Origin of the sequence: Methylocapsa sp. D3K7, from assembly GCF_029855125.1 — a bacterium.
Lineage (GTDB): Bacteria > Pseudomonadota > Alphaproteobacteria > Rhizobiales > Beijerinckiaceae > Methylocapsa.
Genome location: NZ_CP123229.1, coordinates 3,983,965 through 4,000,919 on the forward strand (window position 1 = coordinate 3,983,965; position 16,955 = coordinate 4,000,919).

17 protein-coding genes are annotated in these 16,955 nt (G+C 59.4%); 15 read left to right on the forward strand and 2 right to left on the reverse strand.

Translation table 11 applies throughout. The annotated features are described in order from the left end of the window. Nucleotides 1–153: 153 nt before the first annotated feature. Together QEV83_RS18655 and QEV83_RS18660 are read right to left on the reverse strand one after the other, a co-directional pair. Complete coding sequence (locus QEV83_RS18655) at nt 154–495, reverse strand: SWIB/MDM2 domain-containing protein (protein WP_280129140.1); 342 nt, start codon at nt 493–495, stop codon at nt 154–156. A gap of 343 nt (nt 496–838) precedes the next feature. Further along, nucleotides 839–1,711 (reverse strand): RNA polymerase factor sigma-32, encoded by an 873-nt coding sequence (locus QEV83_RS18660; RefSeq protein WP_280129141.1) that lies wholly within the window; start codon nt 1,709–1,711, stop codon nt 839–841. Between the two features lie 335 nt (nt 1,712–2,046). Between QEV83_RS18660 and QEV83_RS18665 the strand changes: the two genes are divergently transcribed. From QEV83_RS18665 to QEV83_RS18735, 15 genes are all read left to right on the forward strand, one after another. Beyond that, complete coding sequence (locus QEV83_RS18665) at nt 2,047–2,625, forward strand: NifU family protein (RefSeq protein ID WP_280129142.1); 579 nt, start codon at nt 2,047–2,049, stop codon at nt 2,623–2,625. Between the two features lie 60 nt (nt 2,626–2,685). Then, nucleotides 2,686–3,369: a tRNA (adenosine(37)-N6)-threonylcarbamoyltransferase complex dimerization subunit type 1 TsaB gene (tsaB, locus tag QEV83_RS18670; RefSeq protein WP_280129143.1), complete on the forward strand. Its 684-nt coding sequence runs from the start codon at nt 2,686–2,688 to the stop codon at nt 3,367–3,369. A gap of 6 nt (nt 3,370–3,375) precedes the next feature. After that, nucleotides 3,376–3,855, forward strand: a complete 480-nt coding sequence (rimI, locus tag QEV83_RS18675) for a ribosomal protein S18-alanine N-acetyltransferase (RefSeq protein WP_280129144.1) — start codon at nt 3,376–3,378, stop codon at nt 3,853–3,855. 243 nt (nt 3,856–4,098) lie between these two features. Beyond that, nucleotides 4,099–5,430, forward strand: a complete 1,332-nt coding sequence (gene miaB / locus QEV83_RS18680) for a tRNA (N6-isopentenyl adenosine(37)-C2)-methylthiotransferase MiaB (RefSeq protein ID WP_280131143.1) — start codon at nt 4,099–4,101, stop codon at nt 5,428–5,430. A gap of 50 nt (nt 5,431–5,480) precedes the next feature. Beyond that, nucleotides 5,481–6,485 (forward strand): PhoH family protein, encoded by a 1,005-nt coding sequence (locus QEV83_RS18685; RefSeq protein ID WP_280129145.1) that lies wholly within the window; start codon nt 5,481–5,483, stop codon nt 6,483–6,485. Continuing rightward, nucleotides 6,482–6,982, forward strand: coding sequence for an rRNA maturation RNase YbeY (gene ybeY, locus QEV83_RS18690; RefSeq protein WP_280129146.1), 501 nt, complete (start codon nt 6,482–6,484; stop codon nt 6,980–6,982). The genes QEV83_RS18685 and ybeY overlap by 4 nt, the downstream gene beginning before the upstream one ends. Next, a complete protein-coding gene (locus tag QEV83_RS18695; protein WP_280129147.1) occupies nt 6,975–8,024 on the forward strand; it encodes a hemolysin family protein in 1,050 nt (349 codons plus the stop codon). Before ybeY ends, QEV83_RS18695 begins: the two co-directional genes overlap by 8 nt. Nucleotides 8,025–8,213: 189 nt before the next feature. Next, nucleotides 8,214–9,848 (forward strand): apolipoprotein N-acyltransferase, encoded by a 1,635-nt coding sequence (gene lnt / locus QEV83_RS18700; RefSeq protein ID WP_280129148.1) that lies wholly within the window; start codon nt 8,214–8,216, stop codon nt 9,846–9,848. A gap of 131 nt (nt 9,849–9,979) precedes the next feature. Beyond that, entirely contained in the window at nt 9,980–10,726 is a 747-nt protein-coding gene (locus QEV83_RS18705; RefSeq protein ID WP_280129149.1) for a LuxR family transcriptional regulator, read from the forward strand. Nucleotides 10,727–10,856: 130 nt separating this feature from the next. After that, nucleotides 10,857–11,489, forward strand: a complete 633-nt coding sequence (locus QEV83_RS18710) for an acyl-homoserine-lactone synthase (protein WP_280129150.1) — start codon at nt 10,857–10,859, stop codon at nt 11,487–11,489. Nucleotides 11,490–11,702: 213 nt separating this feature from the next. Continuing rightward, nucleotides 11,703–12,176, forward strand: a complete 474-nt coding sequence (locus QEV83_RS18715; RefSeq protein ID WP_280129151.1) for a helix-turn-helix transcriptional regulator — start codon at nt 11,703–11,705, stop codon at nt 12,174–12,176. Nucleotides 12,177–12,284: 108 nt separating this feature from the next. Next, nucleotides 12,285–13,481, forward strand: a complete 1,197-nt coding sequence (gene metK / locus QEV83_RS18720; RefSeq protein ID WP_280129152.1) for a methionine adenosyltransferase — start codon at nt 12,285–12,287, stop codon at nt 13,479–13,481. 31 nt (nt 13,482–13,512) lie between these two features. Beyond that, nucleotides 13,513–14,277 (forward strand): tRNA (guanine(46)-N(7))-methyltransferase TrmB, encoded by a 765-nt coding sequence (locus tag QEV83_RS18725; protein WP_280129153.1) that lies wholly within the window; start codon nt 13,513–13,515, stop codon nt 14,275–14,277. Nucleotides 14,278–14,500: 223 nt separating this feature from the next. Continuing rightward, complete coding sequence (locus QEV83_RS18730) at nt 14,501–14,803, forward strand: hypothetical protein (RefSeq protein ID WP_280129154.1); 303 nt, start codon at nt 14,501–14,503, stop codon at nt 14,801–14,803. Between the two features lie 129 nt (nt 14,804–14,932). After that, nucleotides 14,933–16,882, forward strand: a complete 1,950-nt coding sequence (locus QEV83_RS18735; protein WP_280129155.1) for a glycosyltransferase family 2 protein — start codon at nt 14,933–14,935, stop codon at nt 16,880–16,882. Nucleotides 16,883–16,955 lie beyond the last annotated feature (73 nt).

Genomic DNA, 16,955 nt, shown 5'->3' on the forward strand with positions numbered 1-16,955 from the left:
CAGCCACCACATCTAACGATGAGGCGCTGCAATCCAGGACACATTCCGGCGCCTGCCAATCGTATCTCACTGGCGCCCGAGCTACCGGTGACCCAACACAACACCGGAACTCGCCTCGCGCCTTTGCTGACTCCTCAAATCCTCTTGGCGCCATCACTTCAGGTGCTGAGCGAGAAACTTATTCATCTCGAACATCGTCACTTTGCTCTTGCCAAACACGGCCGCCAACTTGTCGTCGGCAAGGATTTCCCGCTTGTTGGCTTCGTTTTGAAGCTTGTGCTTCTTGATGTAGTGCCAAACCTTGCTCACCACTTCGGTGCGCGGCAATGGTTCGGATCCGACGACGGCCGCGAGTTCCTTCGAGGGCTGCAATGGCTTGGCGAAGGCGCTCCCCGCCGGCTTAGCCTTTTTAGCCTCGGGCGCCTTTGTGGCCTTGCCTGCCGCTGGCGCGCTCTTGGCGGGTGCGGCCTGCGTCTTTTTACCTGTCGTTGTCATCCAATTTCTCCATAAGACTTTTGGCGCGAACCCCAGCCGGCGCAGACTGCCCCCGGCTCGCACGATGGAACGAGCTTGGTATTACGGAACCCCAACCATGGCTCCCCGTCAAGCGATTCGCCGAGGTCTTGAAGCCTGCAACACCCCAAATGCCCCGCCTTCGGCACCAAGCTGGAACCCGGGCTTCTTTATTCCCCGATTCGTTGGGTTAACTTAAGCCCCTTTTTTGCTGTTTGGCCTATTCTCTGGCGATATGCCCAGACAGCAAGCGAAAGTCCTGGGGAAAACTGGCCGCCGCAGCTTATTTAAAGCGGAAAACACCCGGCCTGGAGGGGCCTGCGCCTCAAGTCATGACTTCCGCGGCGTTTTCGACGTGGCGTTTGGTGAGCGACGCCCGAAGTTTTTCAATAGCCCGGCTCTCGATCTGACGGACGCGTTCCTTGGAGATGCCGAGACGGTTGCCGAGGGCCTCGAGCGTCGCCGCGTCCTCGGCAAGCCGGCGCTCCCGGACAATCCGGCGCTCCCGTTCCGAGAGTTCGGTCAAGGCCTCATTCAGCCATGCGGTCCGCCGGTCGGTGTCGAGAGCAAGACCGGCGGCTTCGTCGGGACGCGGCTTGTCATCGACAAGCATTTCCACTCGGTCGGCGCCGTAGGAATCGCTTCCCCCCAGCGGGGCATTCAAGGACAAATCCGGTGCGGACAGGCGCGCATCCATCGATTCGACATCCGCGCGGGATACGCCGAGCGTCAGCGCGATGGAATTGACAACTTCCGACGCCGTCAGGGCACCGCGCCCTTGCGCCAATTTCGCCCGCAGTCTCCGGAGATTGAAAAACAGTGATTTCTGCGACGAACTCGTGCCGCCCCGCACAATCGACCAATTGTGCAGAACATAATTCTGCATGGAGGCGCGTATCCACCAAGTCGCATAGGTCGAAAAGCGGACCTCCCGTTCCGGCTCGAACCGCGCGGCGGCCTCCAAAAGCCCGATATGACCCTCCTGGATCAAGTCGGCGACCGGCAAACCATAGTGGCGAAACCGCAACGCAAGCGCGATCACCAGCCGCATATGAGCCCGCGTAAGGGCGTGCAACGCCTCTTCATCCTCGTTGTTTTTCCAGCGGAACGCGAGGCTCCGCTCCTCCTCCCGGCCAAGATAGGGAGCGGACATCGCCGCATTGAGAAATTGTCTCCCGACATCCGCCAACTGCGCCATTTTCGGCTCGCTAACTTTGTGTTACGCCGCCGGACTGGCGGCATAGGAAGTCGAGGCCATCCCCAAACGTATCCCTCGTCTATAAACACTCGCCCGGCATGGCTGGTTCCCTCCTTTTGCCTGATCGGCAAGTTTCCTCCAGTGACGCTCAAGCATAGGTTCATCGTTGAATGGGCCGTGAAACCGCCGCCGTGCCGCAAACAGTGGAAAGGGGAGCCGCTAGTGTGAAATGCGTGCTTGGTGCTTGCCCCTGGCCTGTATCTCCATCATATTTGGAATGAATTTTGTTCCTTAAATCCAACTCCGGCCTTGAACCGGACGTTTGGGAGATATTCATGTTCATCGAAACCGAAGTCACTCCTAATCCCGCCACCTTGAAATTCCGGCCTGGGCGTCCCGTGATGCTTGAGGGAACATTGGACATGAGAACGTCCGCCGGCGCCCGCCAGTCGCCGCTCGCGCGGGCATTGTTCGCCATAGATGGGATTTCCGGGGTGTTTTTTGGCTCCGACTTCATTTCGGTGACGAAATCCGGCGACACCGAGTGGCAACCTCTCAAGCCGATTGTCCTCGGCGCCATCATGGAGCATTTTGTGTCCGGAGAGCCGTTGCTTGATGGCGAAACCAGCTCAGCCATGGATGCGGACGGCGAGGCGGATGCCAAGGAATTCTTTGCCCCCGGTGACGCCGAAACAGTGGCCGAAATCAAAAAACTGATCGAATCGCATGTCCGTCCGGCGGTCGCCAATGATGGCGGCGACATCAAATTTCGCGGGTTTCGCGATGGCACGGTCTATGTCGCCATGAAAGGGTCCTGTTCGGGCTGTCCATCCTCCACGGCGACGCTCCGGCATGGTATTCAGAATCTACTCAAACATTTTGTGCCAAATGTCCAAACTGTCGAGCAAATTTAGTTTTTCTGGCTGGCTTCACCTAAGCTGGCCGCTGCCGGGCCATAACTTGAGCTTGGGCGGATGAGAATTCTGGCGATCGACACCGCGCTTCCGGCCATTTCAGCCTGCGTCCTGGACGAGGGGGCCGATGACCCGCTGTCCATTGAGACCATCGCCATGCAGCGCGGCCATGCCGAGGCGCTTTTGCCCTTGATTGACCGGGTCATGGCCCGTGCCGAGGGCGGCTTTGCGTCCCTCGATCGCGTTGCGGTCACTGTAGGTCCAGGCTCTTTCACCGGGCTGCGGGTTGGTATCGCGGCGGCGCGGGCAATCGGCGTCGCTTGCAAGATTCCGGTCATCGGGGTGTCAACATTTGCGGCCCTTGCGGCGCCCTTGATTCTTGAACAAAAGCTGGATCTTGTCGCCGTCGCCATCGATGCACGGCACGGCAATGTCTATTTCGCGGCTTTCGGTCCGGACGGAAGGGTGGCGGCGGCACCCCGGATCGCTTCGCCGCGCGAGGCGGTGCGGTCGCTGGGCGCGGGTCCGGTGCGGCTTGCGGGACCTGGCGCCGCCCTGCTCGCCAGCGAGGCCGCGGCGGCGGGGACCGAGATCGAGATCGAAAATAGCGGACTGGACATTGTTTTTGTTGCCAAGCTTGGGCTTTTGGCCGATCCCGCCCAGGCGCCGCCGCGGCCCCTCTATCTGAAAATGCCGGACGCCAAGCTCCCGGAAGCCGTACAACTCCAACCGGCGCCGTTGTGATCACCAATGATTAACTGGCCGGCCAAAGCGTCTCCCCACATCCGGCCGATCGGCGTTGAGCGGAGTGCCGAATGCGCCGCGATCCATGCTGCTTGCTTCGCCTATCCTTGGCAGGAGGCTGATTTCGAACAGCTTTTTGTTGCTCCGGAAACCTTCGCCGACGGCGCGATCGAAGCTGGGGAGGAGCTATTGGCGGGCTTCATCCTGTCCCGCGTCGCTGCCGACGAAGCGGAAATCCTGACGATTGCCGTCGCCCCAGAGTGGCGGCGGCGCGGAATTGCCACGAGGCTTTTGAAGCCGCATATGCATGAGCTTTCGGCGAACCGGGTGAGCCGTTTGTTTCTCGAGGTCGATGTTGAAAATACCGCTGCCCGCGCCCTTTACGCGAATTTCGGCTTTGAGCAAGTTGGGGAGCGGCAAGCCTATTATCGAACGGAGGGTCCTGGCTTGGCGGCGGCTCTCGTGATGCGGCGCGACTTGCTGTAATATGCCGGGGTGCGAGGGAATCCCTTACAGGGGCATTTTCGGCAAGAATTGACGATGTGATGGGGTTAAGGTTCTTCAAGTCGCAAAACCGGATTCGGGAGTGAGAGGCGAATGCCTCGCGGACAATGGGAGACGATGTCGCAATTCGATAAAGCGGGTGCCGCCGGGGAGATTTTAGGGGAACCCAGACCGAATCCGGTGACAACGCCCCGTCGGCTGTTCGTGAAGTCTTACGGCTGTCAGATGAATGTTTATGATGCGCAAAGGATGGCGGACGTCCTCGCGCCGGAGGGCTATGCCGCGGCCGCGCATTTGGAAGAAGCCGATCTTGTCGTGTTAAATACCTGCCACATCAGGGAACGCGCCAGCGAAAAGGTGTTCTCCGAACTGGGCAAGCTGCGCGCGCTCAAGGCTGAGCGGGCGAAAGCTGGGCAAGAAACCAAGATCGTTGTTGCAGGCTGCGTCGCGCAGGCCGAGGGCGCCGAGATTTTCCGGCGGCAAAAGGCTGTGGATGTGGTCGTCGGGCCGCAAAGCTACCATCGCCTGCCGGAGCTTTTGCGCCGCGCCGAGTCCTCGCGCGCCGTTTTGGACACGGATTTTCCTGCCGTCAGCAAATTCGACCATCTCGTTGCGCCAGCGCCCGCCGCCATCCGCAAGCGCGGGGTCACTGCCTTCGTCACGGTGCAAGAAGGCTGCGACAAATTCTGCACGTTTTGCGTTGTGCCTTATACGCGCGGTGCCGAGGACTCGCGGCCAGTTGAAGACATTGCCGCCGAAGTCGAAATGCTCGCCGCTGCGGGTGTCCGCGAAGTCAATCTCATCGGCCAAAACGTCAATGCCTATCATGGCCAGATGCAGGGAGGCGCCGCCGCCTCCCTTGCCGCGCTCATGGCCCGGATCGGCAGCGTGCCCGGCATCGCCCGCATCCGCTACACGACAAGCCATCCAGGCGACATGGATGCCAGTCTCATAAGGGCGCATCGTGATCAACCGAAGCTGATGCCGTTCCTGCATTTGCCGGTGCAATCCGGTTCGAATGCCATACTCGCCAGAATGAACCGCAAGCACACCCGCGCCGATTACATCGCGCTTGCCGGTGAAATCCGGGCCGCGCGGCCGGACATCGCTTTATCGTCGGATTTCATCGTTGGCTTTCCCGGCGAGACGGAAGAGGATTTCGGCGCGACTCTGGAATTGATCGAACACATTGTGTTCGCCAGCGCATTCTCTTTCAAATATTCGCCGCGTCCCGGCACTCCCGCAGCCGAGCTGGACGATCAAATCCCCGAAGCCGTGAAGGTAGAACGGTTGTCGCGGCTGCAAACGCTCCTCGACCAGCAACGGTATGCGTTCAATCGCAAAATGGTTGGCCGCGTGCTCGATGTGCTGATTGAAAAGCCCGGCCGCCACAAGGGTCAGATCGCTGGCAAATCACCCTATCTGCAGCCGGTGCTCATGGACGGCAGCGCCGAACGCATCGGCGAAATTGTCTCCGTGGAGATCGTCTCCGCGGAGGGCAATTCGCTTTTCGGACGGCCATTGCCGGAGCAGCCCGCACGCGAGGCGCTTCGTTGAAACCATCGGATCGTACGGCGCCCATCGCGCGCCAAGCATTGAGGCCTCCATTGAACGAGAGCGGCACGTCTGAAATCACCTTGGCGTTCGACGACAACCGGCACGCCTCCCTTCTCTTTGGCCAATACGATCAGAATCTTGCGAAACTTGAACGCAGGCTGGGCGTGCAAGCCAATGCGAATGGCAATCATGTGACCCTCAAGGGCAAGCCGGAGGCTTGTGAACAGGCGCGGCTCGTCCTTGAAAATCTTTATTCGCGGGTCGAACTCGGCCAGCCGATTGGTCTTGGCGATGTCGATGGGGCGATCGAGGAAGGCGCGATGCAAGGCAGCCTGTTTCCGAAGGACGAGGAGACGGGGCGCGCTGTGTTTGAGCAAATTGGCACCCGCAGACGCGGAAGCGTACGCGCCCGCAATACGGCGCAAGACCTCTATCTGCGAGCCATGAAGCGCCATGAGCTGGTGTTTGCGGAAGGCCCCGCTGGCACCGGCAAGACGTGGCTTGCGGTTGGCTTCGCGGTTCTTCTGCTGGAACAGGGTGCGATCGAGCGGATCATCCTGTCGCGGCCGGCGCTTGAAGCCGGCGAGCGGCTTGGCTTCCTGCCGGGTGATATGCGTGACAAGGTCGATCCTTATCTGCGGCCGATCTACGACGCGCTGGCCGATTTCATGGATGCCCGCATGCTTGAACGCGGGATGCAAACTGGCATGATCGAGGTGGCACCCCTTGCGTTCATGCGCGGCCGCACCTTGAGCAATGCCTGCGTTCTGCTCGACGAGGCGCAAAATGCAACGTCAATGCAAATGAAAATGTTTTTGACCCGCCTCGGTGAAGGCTCGCGCATGATCGTCACGGGCGATCCGTCGCAAACCGATCTGCCGCCCGGTCAGAAATCCGGATTGAGCGAAGCCATCGGACTCCTTTCCGGGCTTGAGGGCATTGGCCATGTCGTCTTCAAGGAAGGCGATGTCGTCCGCCATGATCTCGTGCGCCGGATCGTCGGCGCTTATGAGGCATCGGCGCGCAGAGTTGCGAGCCATGAGGCTCGCAAATGAGCCAGATGATCGACATCTCGATCGAATTCCCGGATTGGCATTCCCTCGGAAATCCTTCTCAGCTTGTCGAAGACGCGATTCTCGCGGCGGTCTCGGAAAGCCGCGCCGTGCTGGCGGCGAATGCCGAAATCAGCGTCGTTCTCTGTGGCGATGCGTTCATCCGCGAGCTCAACCGCAAATGGCGCGGCCGCGATGAACCAACCAATGTGCTCTCATTTCCGGCGGCCGGTGATCTTGCTTCGGCGCCGCTCCTCGGCGACATCATCATCGCATTCGAGACCACCGCGCGGGAAGCGGCCGAAGCCGGCAAGCCGCTGCGCGATCACCTCGCGCATCTTGTGGTGCATGGATTTTTGCATCTTATCGGTCACGACCATGCCGAGACGGCCGAAGCGGTGGCGATGGAGACGCTCGAGCGCGCCATCCTGGCGAAGCTTGGGATCGCCGACCCTTATGGGGCCGCGTTGATCGAGGAAGCGGCAGCCGCCCATGAGTGATCATGACCTTTCCGCCGCCACGGAGGCGGCCAATGGCAAGCCAGCTTCTGGCGTAAAGCCAAGCCTGTTCGACCGGTTGCGCTCGCTCTTTGGTCTTGGTGGCGCGTCGATCCGCGACGACCTTGAAGAGGCGCTCGCGGATACATCGACCGAGGACGATGTCTCGCCGCAAGAACGCGCCTTGTTGAAAAACGTCCTCGCTTTGCATGAAGTGCGTGTCGGCGATGTCATGGTTCCGCGCGCCGATATTATCGCCGTGTCCTTGCAAACCAAACTTGCCGACGTCCTGGAGGTGTTTCGCGACGCCGGTCATTCGCGGCTGCCAGTGCATGGCGATACGCTCGACGATCCGCGCGGGATGGTGCATATCCGCGATTTTGTCGGCTATCTTTCCGCCGCCTCGAAGCCGCCGCCCGCCCCCGCCGGAGCAACCCGCGGATCGAGCGGCGAAGCGGGGCCGGTTTGCGGCTTCGCGCCTGGCGGGCTAGACGCCGCGTTGTCGCAGGCAAATATTTTGCGCCCCGTCCTCTTCGTTCCCGCATCGATGCCGGCCCTTGATCTTCTCGTCAAAATGCAAGCGACGCGAACCCATATGGCGCTCGTCATCGATGAATACGGCGGCACCGAAGGTCTCGCGTCGATCGAGGATATCGTCGAAATGATCGTCGGTGACATCGAGGATGAACATGATCAGAATGAGAGCCCGAAAATCGAAGCCGCCGCCGGCGGCGGTTTTATCGTTGATGCGCGGGCGGATCTCGGCGATGTCTCCGAGGTGATCGGGTTTGATCTGCGGGCGATCACCGATGCCGAGGAAGTCGATACCTTGGGAGGCTTGATCACCGCCCTGGCTGGGCACGTTCCTGTCCGCGGTGAAATTATCGCCGAGGACAACATCGAATTCGAGGTGACCGACGCCGATCCGCGCCGCGTCAAGCGGGTCAAGATCCGCTTGAGCGAGTCCCCGTTGCCTTCCGAACAGAGTGAGGGGAGTTCCGGTTCGGGCAGCCGCGAGGGACAAGGCGATCCACGGGAAAGGTGACAGCGGATCATGTTTGGTCTTGCATATTCTCGAATAGGTTGCGCGACTCTTCTGGTCTAGGCATGCTGCATGTCCCTTCGTCGCGGCGATTTGTGCCGCGGGCATTTTCGTAATCCCCTTGCTTCCATATTTCCGTTGCAAAGCTGGTTTCTTGTGGCGGGCCGGGCGATCACACTGCGAGGCCGACGATTGAGCTTGAGAGTGCCCGCCATTCCGGCCATCGCCATGGCGATCAAACATGCGTCTAGCTGGCGCCGGTGGCTCATCGCCTTTGCCGCCGGAGCCACGGGGGCGCTCGCCATGGCGCCGTTCAATTTTTTCCCCGCTTTGATGATACCGATGACCGTCGCCATCTGGCTCATCGATGGCGAAGCCCAGGGAGCAGGGCGGATTGAGATCAGCGTATCCGCCGCGCGGCGGGTGTTCGCGGACGGCTGGTGGTGGGGCTTTGGGTATTTCGTTGCCAGCTTTTGGTGGCTCGGCGCGGCGTTTCTTGTCGAAGCCGACGAATTCGCCTGGGCCATGCCGCTGGGGGTGGCGGGTCTTCCGGCCATGCTCGCGTTTTTCCCTGGGCTTGGGTTTCTGCTGGCGCGGCTGCTGTGGTCGCCCGGCGCGGGGCGGCTGTTCGCCTTTGCCGCCGCTCTCAGCTTTACGGAATGGCTGCGCGGCCATGTCTTGACGGGATTTCCCTGGAATAGCTTCGGCATGGCGCTCGGCGGCAATCTCGTGACGGCGCAACTCGCCTCGCTCATTGGTCTTTATGGATTGACCGTTCTTTCCATCCTTATGTTTTCCGCTCCCGCCATGCTCGGCGAAAAACCTCTGCCAATCGGGGTAACGCGCCGGCTGCCGCCGGCCGTCCTTGCTGCAATTCTGGCCTTTGGCGGAATTTGCGGATTTGGCGTTTGGCGTCTCTCGCAGGCGACGGCGCCGCCGGTCGCCGGGATTAGATTGCGGATTATGCAGCCGAATTTGCCCCAGGACGCGAAATTCCGGCCGGAAAACAAAGCCTGGATCTTGAACCATTACCTCGACTTGTCGATCCGCGAGTCAGCCGCTCACCTTGGCCTTGACGGCGTTACCGCGCTGATCTGGCCGGAGTCCGCTTTTCCTTTCATTTTGTCGCACGATCCAAGAGCGCTCGCGGTTATTGGCGCGGTTTTGCCCCAGGATACGGTTCTCGTCACGGGCGCAGCGCGCGAGGAGGACGGCTTGCGGGGTCTACCGTCCTACTTCAACGCGATCCAGATCGTGGCGAGCGGCGGCCATATTCTTGAGAGTTACGACAAAATCCATCTTGTGCCGTTCGGAGAATATTTACCATTCCAATCGATTTTTGATCGCTTGGGCCTGCATCAGTTTGTGCATGTGCCGGGTGGATTCGACTCAGGGTCCGGGCCGCGCTTCTTGCTCATTCCGGGCATGCCCGCCGCCGCGCCGCTGATCTGCTACGAGGCGATTTTTCCGGGCGAGGCAGTTTCAGCGGGACTCTCAGGGGAACGGCCCGGGTTCATCCTCAATGTGACCAACGATGGCTGGTTTGGGATGACAGCTGGCCCTTACCAGCATTTCGCGCAAGTGCGGCTTCGCGCGATCGAGGAGGGACTTCCCTTGATCCGTGCCGCCAACACGGGAATTTCGGCAATTGTCGATCCTTATGGCCGTATCGAGGGGGAGATGCCGCTAGGGACCGAAGGCATCCTCGATGGCAGTCTGCCGCAGGCCTTGACCCCGCCGTTTTTCGCGAACTTTCCGTTCGCAGGCGCGTTCGCGATTTGGGTTGGTGTCCTTAGCTTGGCCTTGACTATACGGTTCCGTTATTGACAACAGTAATCGGATGGCCGACATCTTGATTAGGATTGTTAGTACTCAATATTTAGTATAGGCTTTGTCCCGCGTCATTTTGTGACGTATATATTGAAGCGCCGTCTGGTTCGCCGAGGCGAGGATCAAACATGCCACCGGTTTCTTATCGCCATTCGTTAGAACATACCCTTGATTTCATTCGGGATCTTGATCGCGCCCGGAATGCTGAAGATGTTTCGGCCAAGGTCATGCATCATCTATCGCAATTCGGCGTCGAGCACATGGTTGCCGCAACCATTCCAACGCCTGACCAGAACCGGCGTTCACAGTTGGGACATTTGTTGCTCAACCGCTGGCCCGAAGAATGGGCCACCCGCTACGCGGCACGCCGTTACGTCGCCCACGATGCGACGATACGGCGGGTTATGTCGTCGCCGGAACCATTTCTTTGGAACGAACTGGTGCCGTTTGTTGAGGGCGACCCTTTGGCCCGCCGCGTTATGGATGAGGCAACGGAGTTTGATCTAAACGAAGGATTTACCCTGTCATTACAAACCCTCGATAAACAAGTTGTCTTGTTTTCCGTTGGTGGCCGACACATCGAAATGAGCCCCGACACGAAGGGCATGTTAACGCTGGTAGCAAATTACGCGATTGGCCGGGCAATCATGTTAAAGCAGGAAGCTGCTTCCAACGGACCAATCATGCTGTCCGCGCGGGAGCGCGAGGCGTTACAGTGGGCGGCAGAAGGAAAGGCGGACTGGGAAATTGGCGCCGTTATGAGGATTTCCGAACACGGAGCTGATAAACATATGCGGTCCGCGCGTGCAAAACTCGGAGCGATGAATCGCACGCAGGCGGTAGCTGAAGCGATCCGCCGCGGATTGATCGCGTAAAAAAGGTACGGGAACGCGTACTAGCACCAAACCTCTGCCACAGGCATTTTCTAGCTATGATTTTAGCTGGAAAATAGCCCGTCCCACAACGAGACCGGCATTTTCCAGAAACTAGATCTGGAGATTGTCAGTGATTCACATTGTCACCGCCGAAAATGAATTCCAATATCGAAATGAATTGGAACAAGCGTATCGCTTGCGCTACCAAGTATTTGTAAAGGAAATGGGCTGGTCCGAACTTGATAAGCCGGACGGACGCGAGATCGATCAATTCGACAACAAATACGCCGTACATTTGCTTTATATTGAAAAAGGTAAAGTGTTAGGTTATCAACGGATGCTTCCTTCAACGCGCCCGCATCTTTTGTCGGAAATTATGCCGCAATTGTGCGAAGTCGAGAGGCCGGTTGGACCCCATATTTGGGAATGCACCCGTCATTGCGTCGCGCCGGGCCATCGGGAGCGGGGCCGTTTTGCAGCTCCAATTGCCAACGCGCTTTTATCCGGCATGGTTGAATGGGGCTTAGAAAGCGGGATCTCGACCGCGATCATCGAGATCGACCCCATTCTATTGTTGCGTCTCGTCCAGCTTCATTTCCGAATGTTGCCGCTAGGTTTGCCCCAAAGGATCGGAACGCAAGACGTTGTCGCTGTCACAGCTACTTTCGACTGGAGGACGCTCAACCGCTTGCGCGAAACGCGGGGCGACAGAAAGAGGGTCCTCACCGAAAAGTTGCAGGCGCCAACTCTCCTCCACGCCTGAGAGGGACTGGGCTAGCTCTCGGCTTGTGCCAACGCCTTCTTAACGGTTTGGCACCGTGTTTTGAAATCGTCATGACCCGGGCCCCTGGAAAAATGCGGGCCGCCGATATGCGGCGGGCCGCATTTGCGCTATAAGAATCCGACGCCATATTGACGTTCCGGCATCCCGGTCCTCGAGAGACGCGGCGGAACCGTGGTGATTGGAACGGAATTCGTGAAAAAAATACCGAACCCGATCGACCGGCACGTTGGCAGCCGCGTCCGTATGCGGCGGGTGATGCTTGGCATGAGCCAGGAAAAATTGGGCGACGCTTTGGGCCTGACCTTTCAACAAGTCCAAAAATACGAAAAGGGCACCAACAGAATCGGCGCCAGCAGGCTTCAGCAAATTTCCAGAACCCTCGATGTGCCTCCGGCATTTTTTTTCGAGGGGGCGCCGTCCTTTGAAGCCGTGGCAAATCCGCCGCCGGGCCCGCTGGGGTTTTCGGAAGATGCGCCGGCGGCCTATGCCGCTGATTTTCTGTCCACACCGGAGGCTTTGCATTTGAACCTTGCTTTCGCGAGAATCCATGACCCAAAAGTCCGTAAGCGGATCGTCGATCTCGTGTCTTCCCTCGCTGGGGAAGATGAGAGGCCCGCGCCATTGGCGAGCGGCACGCCGGACCCGAGCGAAAAACCGGCTGAGTGAATTCGCCGCGTTCGTTTTAGCAAACGTGATGGGCCGAATGGCTTGACAAACCGAACATCCTGCCAAAAGCTTTGTCGCTACGTTATGTACCGATTTTGGAGATAGGCATTGGTGCGCGAAAATTATCTGTTTACGAGTGAATCCGTTGCGGAAGGCCATCCGGACAAGGTTTGCGACAGGATTTCTGATGAAATCGTGGACCTTTTCTTCCGGGAAGGCGCGAAGGCTGGGATCGATCCCTATCAAACGCGGGTTGCGTGCGAGACCCTGGCGACCACCAACCGCGTCGTCATCGCGGGGGAAGTGCGCGGCGCCAAGATTGGCCTAGACGCGATCGAAGCCGCGGCACGCGGCGCCATCAAGAATATTGGTTATGAGCAAGAGGGATTTCACTGGCAGCACGCGAAGGTCGAGGTGTTGCTGCACGCCCAATCGGCCGACATCGCGCAAGGCGTCGATGCGGCCGGCAATAAGGACGAAGGGGCGGGCGACCAGGGTATCATGTTCGGCTACGCGTGCCGCGAGACACCGGAACTGATGCCCGCACCACTCTACTATGCCCACAAAATCCTCGAGGATCTGGCTTTCGCGCGAAAGAAGGCAGCTGATGACGCTGGTAAACTCGGTCCGGACGCCAAAAGCCAAGTGACGGTCAAATATGTTCAAGGCAAACCTGTAGGCGTCACCCAGATCGTTTTGTCGACCCAGCATCTCGACGCGAATTTGAGTTCGTCCGATGTGCGGCGGATCGTCGAACCCTACATCCGGAAAACCCTGCCGGAGAGCTGGATCACGCCGGAGACCGTTTGGCATGTCAATCCAACCGGCAAGTTCGTAATTGGCGGCCCCGACGGTGATACGGGCTTGACGGGCCGGAAGATCATTGTCGATACCTATGGGGGGGCCGCGCCGCATGGCGGCGGTGCATTCTCTGGCAAGGACCCGACAAAAGTCGATCGCTCGGCCGCTTATGCCGCTCGCTATCTGGCAAAGAATGTCGTTGCCGCCGGGCTCGCGGACCGCTGTACCATCCAGCTTGCCTATGCAATCGGAGTTGCCGAGCCTTTGTCGATCTACGTCGATACGCATGGGACGGGAAATGTTCCGGAAGCAAAACTCGAGGAAACCCTTTTCGAGGCGATGCGCCTTTCACCGCGCGGTATCCGGGAACATCTCAAACTTAACCATCCCATCTACGCCCGCACGTCCGCCTATGGGCATTTCGGCCGCGCTCCGGACAAGGAGGGCGGTTTTTCCTGGGAAAAAACCGATTTGGCGGAGAAGCTGAAGGCGCATCTTACCTGATTTGCCCATTTGACTTGCATCGCGGCGGGTGATGGCCCGCGAAGTTCAAACCGGAAGCCAAAGCGGGGTGCAGCACGAGCATCTGCCCCCGCCTTGCGCCATAGACGGGCCAGAAAAGCCGGCGGATTCTGTCCGTCTGCACGGGCGGCGGCGCGGCAAAAAACTGCGAGTTCATCAGGCATCGCTTTTGAGCACGGCATTGCCGCAGCTTTCACTCGACGCATCGCGGCCGATGTCCGATCCCGCCGGCCTGTTCCCCAAGAGAGCTTCCGCGCTTTGGCTCGAAATTGGCTTTGGCGGCGGCGAGCATCTCGCCGCCGAGGCGCTGGCGAATCGAGACATTGGCTACATCGGCTGCGAAGCGTTTTTAAACGGCATCGCCAAAGCCCTGGCACTTATTGAAACTGCTTCCTTGACCAATGTGCGTCTCTACAATGGCGACGCCCGGGCGGTCATCGAAGCGCTGCCGCCAGCAAGCTTGGATGGCGTCTATCTCCTTTACCCCGATCCCTGGCCAAAACGCCGCCACCACGGACGACGCTTCCTGTCCAGCGAAGGGCTGGCGCGTCTTGCCCGCGTCATGCGTCCGGGCGCGGAGCTGCGCTTCGCAACGGATGTCGATAGCAACGGCGGCTGGACCTTGGCGCATGTCCTCTCCTCGCCGGATTTTGAATGGAATGCAGCGGAAGCCGCGGATTGGCGGCGGCCTTGGCCGGGTTGGACGTCCACGCGTTATGAGACGAAAGCACTTCGCGCCGATCGAAAGCCTATTTATCTCACCTTCCGGCGCAAATGAGCCGGATCGTTCAAATGGAACCAAATGGTGCAACGCCACGTTTAAATGAGCATGATTACTCTCGCACTGCAGCAGAACTTCTTTGGCTATACCTTAGCCCCTGGTTAAATGTGTAGATTGATCAAAAAACAGGCTTTACTTTGTTGATTAACAGGTATTTAACGATGTTAAGTAACGTAAACTACAGCGGCACTTTAATGCTGCGATTAGGTGGAGACGTCTCGTGACCATCCTCATCGTCGGAGTCGTCCTTTTGGGGGCGGTGCTGGGCCGGTTTTTTCGGGTTTGGATTCTAATCCCGACCGGAGCGGCGGCCGTTGTTGCGGCGCTTGCCGGTTCCATCTTGCATGGCGCGGGTATTTTTGGTGTGTTGTCCGAATGCGCCGTGGTCCTGACCTGCTTGCAAATAGGCTATGCCACCGGAGTGTTTTCTCGTCCCTTGCACAGCGCAGTGAAACAGGGCGAAAAGTGCCGTGCCGTGCCGCCTGCCGGCATCGCGGCCTCCAGACATCGGCATTTTTTTTAAAGTGCTGGGCGAGAGACGAATAATATCCAATTTTCCATATCTCCTGCCTGATTTTTGACGAACATTAATATCTAAATCCAGTCAACCCAGCCAAGCTTACGACGAGTTTGGCGTTTTGGATTCCTGGATTTGCGTCAAACCAGCGCCATCATTGCCGCTCCCCTCCGGCCCCTGACCGGCAGACCTCCTGCGCTTGCCGCAACGGCGCTCGCCCGGCTCCCTCTCAACTTACCCGCCAGCCTGGCTTTTCTCCCCGCCTATGGTGTCGACCCCTTGCTGCTGCTGGCTGCGGCCGAGGAAGCGCGGGCGCAAGCCGTCGCGCCGGAGGCCGCCTTGCTTGCGAGCGGAAACCTCCAGGAGCGTTTCTTTTATCAATGTCTCGCCGATCACCTCGGCGCCGCCTTCGTGGAAGGAGACGCCGCGCTCGCAGCGGAGGCACGCTATCCTTTTTCTATACATAGCGGCATAGCGCCCCTTGAGGGAGCGGATGGCAGGCGCTGGCTGTCGGCGCCGCGCGGCGCGATGCTTGTCGAGCTTTTGGCCAGGGCAGGGCAGGGAGAAGACTTTTCGGCGGATCTTGCGATCACCACCCCTTCGCATATGTCCCGCCTTGTGCGCGCGAGGGCGGCTGCGACGGTTCTGTGGGAGGCAAGTCTGGGTCTTGCCAATCTCGATCCGAGTCTTTCGGCGAAGGCTGGCGCGAGCCGGGCGCAATGCGTTTTCGCGACGGTCGCCGTTGGTGCCGCAAGTTTCGCCTTTGGCATGGCACCCATCACGGCCCTCACCGTCATTTCGCTATCGATGACCTGTTTCTTTCTGGCCTCGATTTGGCTGCGCCTGTTTGCCGGAGCTGCGAGCACCGCCTCCATCCAGGAACCATACCGGCCCGATGTCGGCGACCGTTGGCTGCCGGTGTATTCGGTCGTCGTCGCGCTGCATAAGGAGGCGCGCGTCGTCCCGCAACTCGTCGCCGCGCTTGATGCCATCGACTACCCGCGCGGAAAACTCGATATCAAGCTCGTGATCGAACACGACGATCACGCAACGCGGCTCGCCATCGAGGCCTTGAACCTGCCGCCCACCTATGAAACCATCGTTGCGCCGGCGGGCTGGCCCAGAACGAAACCCCGCGCCCTCAACATCGCGCTGCCACTGGCGCGCGGCGAATTGCTCGTTATCTTCGATGCCGAGGACATGCCCGCCCCAGGCCAATTGCGCCAGGCGGCGGAGCGTTTTCTGCGCGCCCCGCGGGAACTCGCTTGCCTGCAGGCGCGGCTCGCCATCGACAACATCGAGGATTCCTGGCTGACCCGACTGTTCGCCATTGAATATGCGGTGCTGTTCGATGTCTTGAACCCTGGCCTTGCCGGGCTCGGTCTGCCGCTGCCGCTTGGCGGTTCGTCCAATCATTTTCGCACAAGCGTGCTGCGCGAGATTTGCGGCTGGGATGCGTGGAACGTGACGGAAGATGCTGATCTTGGTTTGCGTCTGGCGCGGCAAGGATATCGTGTCGATATATTGCGCTCCTGCACGCAGGAAGAGGCTCCGGCCCGGCTTGATGCTTGGCTGACACAACGGCGGAGGTGGTCAAAAGGCTGGATGCAAACATTTATCACACTCACACGCGACCCGCGCAGGGTCGCCCTCGAACTTGGTGCCGCCAACGCGGTGGCGCTTGTCCTGACGTTGACGGGCCTGGTGATCGCGCCGCCGCTCTGGCCCTTTTTCGCGGCGCTTGCCGTGCATGATCTTCATGCCGGTCTGCCTGCGCCAGAGTCGGCCTTGCCGCTGGTCGAAACAGTGCTGTGGATGTCGGCGGCACTCTTTGGCGCGGGATCGATCCTCTGGCTCGCGCTGCTCGGCATGAAGCGGCGCAAGCTGCTCGGTCTGTGGCCCTTTCTGCCGCTGATGTTCGTCTATTATCTGATGACGTCCGCCGCCGCCTGGCTGGCGCTCTATGATCTGATTTTACGGCCCTATCATTGGCATAAGACGGAGCATGGCCTCGCCAAAACCTCGCGGCAAGCCGTGCTGTCGATCGCCGCCCGCGCGGCGGCGGCGAAAGCCGGATTGTTGTGAGGGCAATCCCACAAGCAGGGTCTGTGTTGCGGCGAAATCAATCGTACCAAAGTGTTTCACGTGAAACGATTTG

Excerpts from the sequence above, each read along its gene's own strand:
- QEV83_RS18655 (WP_280129140.1), bottom strand. The coding sequence starts at position 495 with ATGACAACGACAGGTAAAAAGACGCAGGCCGCACCCGCCAAGAGCGCG.
- QEV83_RS18660 (WP_280129141.1), bottom strand. The coding sequence starts at position 1,711 with ATGGCGCAGTTGGCGGATGTCGGGAGACAATTTCTCAATGCGGCGATG.
- QEV83_RS18665 (WP_280129142.1), top strand. The coding sequence starts at position 2,047 with ATGTTCATCGAAACCGAAGTCACTCCTAATCCCGCCACCTTGAAATTC.
- tsaB (WP_280129143.1), top strand. The coding sequence starts at position 2,686 with ATGAGAATTCTGGCGATCGACACCGCGCTTCCGGCCATTTCAGCCTGC.
- rimI (WP_280129144.1), top strand. The coding sequence starts at position 3,376 with ATGATTAACTGGCCGGCCAAAGCGTCTCCCCACATCCGGCCGATCGGC.
- miaB (WP_280131143.1), top strand. The coding sequence starts at position 4,099 with ATGAATGTTTATGATGCGCAAAGGATGGCGGACGTCCTCGCGCCGGAG.
- ybeY (WP_280129146.1), top strand. The coding sequence starts at position 6,482 with ATGAGCCAGATGATCGACATCTCGATCGAATTCCCGGATTGGCATTCC.
- QEV83_RS18695 (WP_280129147.1), top strand. The coding sequence starts at position 6,975 with ATGAGTGATCATGACCTTTCCGCCGCCACGGAGGCGGCCAATGGCAAG.
- QEV83_RS18705 (WP_280129149.1), top strand. The coding sequence starts at position 9,980 with ATGCCACCGGTTTCTTATCGCCATTCGTTAGAACATACCCTTGATTTC.
- QEV83_RS18725 (WP_280129153.1), top strand. The coding sequence starts at position 13,513 with ATGGCCCGCGAAGTTCAAACCGGAAGCCAAAGCGGGGTGCAGCACGAG.